The sequence below is a fragment of the Kitasatospora sp. NPDC101235 genome (assembly GCF_044767505.1).
Lineage (GTDB): Bacteria > Actinomycetota > Actinomycetes > Streptomycetales > Streptomycetaceae > Kitasatospora.
In genome coordinates this window covers 1-6,340 of record NZ_JBIWNZ010000074.1, presented here as the reverse complement: position 1 = coordinate 6,340, position 6,340 = coordinate 1, and the positions used below count along the sequence as shown (strand labels likewise).

The window sequence follows — 6,340 nt, the reverse complement described above, 5'->3', positions numbered from 1 at the left end:
CTCCTGGACCGACCTGCTCGGCACCAGCGGCGGGCTCGGCACCGTGGTCGACCACGCGCCGAACGCCTCCGGGGTGTCCGTCACCGGTGAGCAGAAGTTCTACTCCTCCCAGGGCTCGGACCCGGAACGCTCCGGCCTGATCCAGAAGGTCGACGTCAAAAGGAGCCGGCAGCGGTCTGACCACCGAGGCGTAGCGGCATGACGGTCGCCAGTCTTGCGACTCCGCGAGTTCGGCGCGCCGTTCCTACCGCCTACGCCGTTCCTCACTGGTCCGCTTGGCCTGGTGCTCGCGGTCGGTCGCGGCGTGCGCTGCGGCCCGCTCGACGTACTGCGGCGCGGTCCACAGCACGCGATGATCGTCGTCTTCGGACCGGAACTACTGACCGTCCGCCCTGCTCGGCGGAGCCTGCTATCGACGGGGTAGGGGTGCCCGGCCGACACGACCGGGCACCCCTACCCCGTTCGCTCCTGCGGGATCGCGCGGTCCCGGGATCACGAGACCCCGTACGGCTCCGTCTCGTCCAACAGGTCCCACCACACCCTGTTCGTGCGGCGCCAGGCCCCGAGCGCGTCCGCCACGCCCTGCCGGTCTCCCGCAAGACGGGCACGACGGGCCGCCGTTGCAGACCTGACAGCCTGCTCGCCAGCAGGTCGAGCATCCGCTCGCCGCGGTCGTCCACAATGCGCTCCCTTCGGGACTGCACGGTCCCGGTGCCGGGACCGCGCGTGGTGGGTGGTCGGTCGAGACGCACGTCGATGAAGTCGATGTCCGTGATCGACACCTCGACCTCGCCGGCGCCGCCCTCTCGGCCCTCCCGGAAGTACTCCTCCTGGAGGTACTCGGCGAGCACCTCCTGGGCGGCGGCCTCGTCGCCGACCTCCTGCGCGTCCATCAGACGCTCGGCGTACGCCGGCGGGAGGGTCTTGCGGAAGTTCCTCATCCGCCCGTCAGGGATGGTGGTGGTGCCGGTGGCCGAGGACGTAGCCGAACTGGGCTCGGGTGTTGATGGTGATCGGGCGCTGGCGGGCCGCCTTCGCGGCCTGCCGCTGCAGACTGGGCTTCCAGTCCCGCCGAACCTCGGCCTCCAGCTTCTTGGCGACGCCGACGGGCGGGTTCTTGCGTTCGCCCTTGAGGTAGCGGTAGACGGCACGGGCGCGGGCCGACCGGACGCGCATGACACGGCCGGGCAGCCCGTGCACAAGTACCCGGCCGCCCCGGGTGGCGACGCCGCGGTGCCTGGAGCGGGCGGCCGGTGGGGCAACGGCAGGTCAGCCGGCTGCGGTAGCGCGGGCGGTGATGGCCTGGCGCAGCTGGTCGGCGAGGTCGGCTCGTTCGGTCTGGGTGTAGGTGATGACGCCGTTGGTGAAGGCGAGGGCGTCGAATTGCTGTTGTTCGTAGGGGATGCCGTGTGGGAGGCGGGCGATGTGCCAGTGGAGGTGGCTGTTGCCGGACTGGGAGCCGAGGGGGAACAGGTAGGTGCGCTCGCCGCCGAGGACGGCTTCGGCGGCGAGGGCGACCAGTCTCACGGTGCGCATGATGGCGAGGTAGTCCTGCTCGGTCAGGTCGGTGACGACGTGCTCCAGGTCTCGCTTGGGGACGACCAGGAGCTTGCCGGGCAGGACTGGCCACTCCCACGACACCCTCCGGCACCAAACCAGTTGCGGTCACTTGCACGTCACCCGTTCCGCGGGCTGACGGCCCGTCAAGGGCGCGCGAGCGCAGCAGGGCGGCACGCACCCTGCGACAGGGAGCCCGGGGTAAGAATTTCAGCGACCTGCTGATCGGGATCGGCACCGCGATCGCCGAGGCCAGCCTGAGCGTCCGCCACACCACCGCCTCGGCCCTGGTGAACGAGCTCGCCGAGGCTGACGCCGGGCGCCGTCTGTCCTCCGTGATCGCCCGCTACAGCAAGATCGATCTTTTGTGTCCGGACGAGTTCGGCTACCTCAACCTGGACCGCAAGGGCGCCAAACTGCTGTTCCAGATCTTCACCGAACGCAAGGAGTGCAAGGCCACCGCCGTCGCCACGAACTCACCCTTCACCGAGTGGGACAAGACCTTCGGCGACACCCGGCTCTGCGCGGCCATCGCCGACCGGATCACCTTCCGCTGCACCCTGATCCAGACCGGCACCGATTCCTACCGCTACCAGGCCACCCAGGAAGGGCTCTTCGCAGCTCCAAGATAACCTCCGCCAGAGGCCGGCCGATCGGTGTCGCACGTCGTGCGGGCATCGGCCCGCCAACGGCAGATCAGATGCCGAGCGGTTCTGCGGTCCGAGGGTGACCTTGGCGGCGGGAGTCGATTACGTTTGAGCGATCACCGACGCCCTGGTCCGGGGGCACAGAGGAGCCGTCGATGCGCCACTCCGAATCCCAGCACGACGCACGTCTGGCCGCCTACGGGACCGTTGCTACCCGCCTGTCCCTGCTGAGCGACCGGCGTCTCGGCGAGATCGTGGCGTCCGCTCCTCCGGTCGGATCCGGCATCGGCGGCAGGTCGGCGGAGCTGGACATCGACGGGACGCGGGTCTTCGTCAAGAGGGTGCCGTTGACGGACGTCGAGACCCAGCCGGAGAACATCCGGTCCACGGCGAACCTCTTCGGCCTGCCGATGTTCTACCAGTACGGAGTGGGCTCGGCCGGGTTCGGTGCCTGGCGAGAGCTGGCCGTCCACATCATGACCACCAACTGGGTCCTTGGGAAGCAGTACGAGGGCTTTCCCCTGATGTACCACTGGCGCGTCCTGCCCGACTCCCCTCCCGAGGGCTTCGTGGACGAGTTCGGGGGCATCGACGGAGCGGTCGCCTACTGGGAACGCTCGCAGGCCGTACGCGAGCGCCTGGAAGCCATCGGCCGATCCTCCCGCAGCCTGGTGCTGTTCCTGGAACACGTACCGCAGACACTCCGCACGCTGTTGCACGAGCACGGGGAGACTACGCCGACCACCGGCGGCGGTTCTCCTGCGTGGGCGGAGGACGCTCTGACGCGGGGCACGGCGTTCATGAGCTCTCACGGACTCGTGCACTTCGACGCCCACTTCAACAACCTGCTGACCGACGGCCGGCTGATCTACTTCGCGGACTTCGGACTGGCCCTGAGTTCAGGCTTCGAGCTCTCAGCAGCCGAACGGCAGTTCCTCTCGGACCATCTCGGGTACGACCGCGACTACACCGCGAGCCATCTGATCCACCACCTCGTCGACCGCGTCCGGGGCGGTATCGAAGCAGACGTGTTCCTTCAGGAGTGGATCGCAGGTCGGAGGCCCGAGGCTGTTCTGCCCGAGATCGCTGTGATCGTCGAGCGGCATGCCCGGGCCAGCGTCGTCCTGGACGGCTTCCACCGCCGGCTGCTGTCGGAGAGCAAGCACACGCCGTTCCCCGGTGCCGAGCTCAACCGCGTCGCAGACGCCGGTGAGACATCGCGCTGATATTCGAAGGAGCGGGCCCCGGCCGCGACTTGTCAGGGAGGCGATCGGTGGACGCAGTCACCGGTCCGCAGGTCTGGCTGGCCGGATTCCCCCTGGCAGGAAGCGATCCAGGGCAAGGCCAGCAGTTTCTACTGGACCATGCCGGGGAGCACGGGAACCGGGTCCTATTCACCCCCGACACGTCGCCCGCCCTGACCGACCTCGGGATCCTTCTACGCGACCAGCGGGTCGGCGAAGCGCGGCTCACACGCCGCGAGGAGCCGCAGCCTGCTTGTCGCCACCGGGTTCCCACGCCCTCTCTCGATCCTTTTGCCGGTCAACATGCTGTGCGCCTTGTCCAGCCGTCCGCCGCGAGACGCCGTGAGGCATCCAGGCCAGGGCATGGGCTCCTGCACGTCCACTCCCATCAGCCGCCCGTTCCCGCCGGAGGCTATCCGTCTCCGGTGGCGTCGGAGACGGTGGGGCCCGGCCTCGCGGTGTCCCGGCATCGCCCACATCCGCTGAGCACCTGATCCCCACCCCAGGGCCAGCAGCGGCCGCCGGGGCGGCGGTGCCGATCCCGGGAACCGCCGATCCCACCGCCGCGCCGACGGCCGTTCCCGCGGCGGCCACGGCGGCCGCCTTGATCTCGGGTCCGACCCGCTGCTCCGCCCGAGGGGTCGTGCCCGCGACCCCGGGCGGCGGCGACCCGGGGTGGCGGCGACACGGGGTGGCGGTGTCACGGGGTGGCGGTGTCACGGGCTGGACTGGGAGAGCTTGATCGTACGGTCCACGATGTATCCGAGTGCGGACAGCGAATCGAGGTCGTCCAGGCTGTCTTGGAAGACCACCACGAATTGCTGCACGGGATCCGAGCTCTCGACCACCGCGGCCTCGGAATTCACCTGGATTCCGGTCTTCAGCGGCGCGTGGCCGATCTTGGAGTCGAGCACCCCGAAGTCCCGGGGCGGGAGGGCCGGCCGCCGGGTGAAGTCCAGATACGAGGGGTCGTCGCCGACGCTCGCGGACGTGGCGAGGAGCGCGTGCATGAATTGGGAACTACCGGGGTCCACGAGAGTGCGGCGGACGATGTGCGCGTAGAGGTTCGCCATGTCGAAGCAGGTCGACGCCTGCGCGACCATGCCGTCGTTCACACTCGGAATGCGTACGGCGGGCAACGAACCCGTGAAGGTTCCGGCCAGCCAGATGCCCGTGGCGGCCGGCGGGAAGAAGAAGCCGCCAGCGTTCAGCGCGCCGTTGATCCAGCTGTAGCCGAGCGCCTGGATGACCGCGGCCGCGGTGTCGTTCGACCCCTTGATGATCATCTTGTTCAGGTTGTCCTGGAAGCCGGGCTGGAACGAGCAGACCAGCGCGCCGGCCGTGGGAGCCGTGGCGAAGATCTGCTCGTACTTGGGCAACCGCTGCGCCCGGGTGAGGCCCGGTGCCTGAGCGATGGCGGGCACCGACGCGTCGATCACCGGATCGAACTCGTTCCGCAACCGCGTGAACAACTCCTGTGGCATCGCCACCTCGCCGGCCACCGCGTTGACGCTCCGCAGAAGTTCGTACGCCGCGTAGAGTGCGCCGATCTTGGCCAGGCTGGCGGTGAAGTAGCTGTCTCCGTAGCGCAACCCGGCGTGCCGGAAGTCCAGCCCGTCCGGCGTCTGGTCGACCGCCACGAAGGAGATCGCCGCCCGGAAGGGGTGGGCCAGGCCGGGAAACTGCGTCAACGCCTCGCTCACAGCGGTGTCGAGCGCCGTCTGCAGCGCGGGGTCGTCGCCCAGCAGTGTGGGGTACGGCGTGGGAAAAGGGTTCACCCGGTCACGATCGGCCCCGCGGCCGGGGTCCGCGCGCGCGACGGGGCCGGACGGGTGAGGGCGGTAGCCGGAGCGCCCATCCAACGCCCGCCGAACAGCAAGGTCAACACCTCTGCAGTCCGTCAGAACCGGCTTCGGCGTACGGCCGGCCGGGCGGTTGCTTGCTCGGTGCCGCGTAGCGCAAGGGCCCCGGCACGGGTGCGCTCCAGCCGGCTCATGACCTGGCGCAGCGGTGGCGAGTTCGCGCAGCTCTGCGATTCGGCCGTGCCTCGCGAGTGGCTTCGCGTAGTCGTCCACGGCATGTGGGCGTAACTCCACCTGCGAACACAGGACGATTCGCCATCTTCGGCTTCTGGGCGCGTGCAAGCCGCCCTCCCCTGGCTTTGTCTACGAGAACGGGTTCTGGCTCAAGCTCTGTGGAGCTCCGCCGTGTGCGTGCGGAGCCACCTCGAAGCAGATCTCTGGCCTGCTGATTTCCGTCTCCCGAGGTTCCGATGTACTCGGCCTCGGGCCGACACCACAGAAGTTCAGCCAGAGCCCGAGTTCGGACAGCACGGGGCAGGCTTGCGGGGCTACGGCTGTGCGCGCTTGAGGATGCTGCATGATGTCGTCCGCGCGGCAGGCGGCCGGGTCGGCGGCGGCGGCACGGTCGGCGAGGGCGTGCAGGGCTTCGCGGGTGGTGGCCAGTTCCGCCATGCGGCGGTCGATGTCGGCCAGGTGCTCGTTGATCAGCGCGGTGACGTGGGTGCAGGGGGCGTGGCCGTCGTCGCGCAGGGCGAGGATCGACCGGATCTCGGCGAGGGTGAGGCCGGCGCGCTGGGCGTCGCGGATGAAGCCGAGCCGGGCGATGGCGTGGCCGGGGTAGTCGCGGTAGCCGCTCGGGGCACGGGGCGGTGCGGGCAGCAGGCCGCTGTTCTCGTAGAAGCGGATGGTCTTCGTGGTCAGCCCGCTGCGGGCAGCAAGGTCGCCGATACGCATACCTCCAGGCTAGCCCCAATACCAGTGACTTAAGGTTCTGAGCCTTGTAGAGCCTTGGTCGGTGGGTTGGTGGGAGCGGTGCGGTAGTGCGGGGCGATGCTGACGGCTTCGGTGGGGTTCCGGGTGGGCTGTGGCC

At 69.3% G+C, this 6,340-nt stretch carries 5 protein-coding genes and 2 pseudogenes; 3 read left to right on the top strand and 4 right to left on the bottom strand.

Going from position 1 to position 6,340, the window contains the following annotated elements; all coding sequences use genetic code 11:
* A pseudogene (locus ACIRRH_RS43660) lies at positions 1-202 on the top strand (esterase); the annotation flags it as partial.
* A gap of 746 nt (positions 203-948) precedes the next feature.
* Here ACIRRH_RS43660 and ACIRRH_RS43655 read toward each other — a convergent pair.
* Positions 949-1,176 (bottom strand): hypothetical protein, encoded by a 228-nt coding sequence (locus ACIRRH_RS43655; protein WP_403079046.1) that lies wholly within the window; start codon positions 1,174-1,176, stop codon positions 949-951.
* A gap of 93 nt (positions 1,177-1,269) precedes the next feature.
* A complete protein-coding gene (locus tag ACIRRH_RS43650; RefSeq protein WP_403079045.1) occupies positions 1,270-1,641 on the bottom strand; it encodes an HIT family protein in 372 nt (123 codons plus the stop codon).
* Here ACIRRH_RS43650 and ACIRRH_RS43645 point away from each other — a divergent pair.
* Entirely contained in the window at positions 1,623-2,189 is a 567-nt protein-coding gene (locus ACIRRH_RS43645; RefSeq protein WP_403079047.1) for an ATP-binding protein, read from the top strand. The two genes, ACIRRH_RS43650 and ACIRRH_RS43645, sit on opposite strands and share 19 nt — an antisense overlap.
* Positions 2,190-2,359: 170 nt before the next feature.
* Positions 2,360-3,430: a protein kinase family protein gene (locus ACIRRH_RS43640; RefSeq protein WP_403079044.1), complete on the top strand. Its 1,071-nt coding sequence runs from the start codon at positions 2,360-2,362 to the stop codon at positions 3,428-3,430.
* Between the two features lie 734 nt (positions 3,431-4,164).
* Here ACIRRH_RS43640 and ACIRRH_RS43635 read toward each other — a convergent pair.
* Entirely contained in the window at positions 4,165-5,310 is a 1,146-nt protein-coding gene (locus tag ACIRRH_RS43635) for a hypothetical protein (RefSeq protein WP_403079042.1), read from the bottom strand.
* Positions 5,311-5,820: 510 nt separating this feature from the next.
* Positions 5,821-6,204: pseudogene (locus ACIRRH_RS43630) on the bottom strand (heavy metal-responsive transcriptional regulator); the annotation flags it as partial.
* Positions 6,205-6,340: the final 136 nt, after the last annotated feature.

Coding starts and splice junctions, on each gene's coding strand:
- ACIRRH_RS43655 (WP_403079046.1), bottom strand. CDS start 1,176: ATGCGCGTCCGGTCGGCCCGCGCCCGTGCCGTCTACCGCTACCTCAAG.
- ACIRRH_RS43640 (WP_403079044.1), top strand. CDS start 2,360: ATGCGCCACTCCGAATCCCAGCACGACGCACGTCTGGCCGCCTACGGG.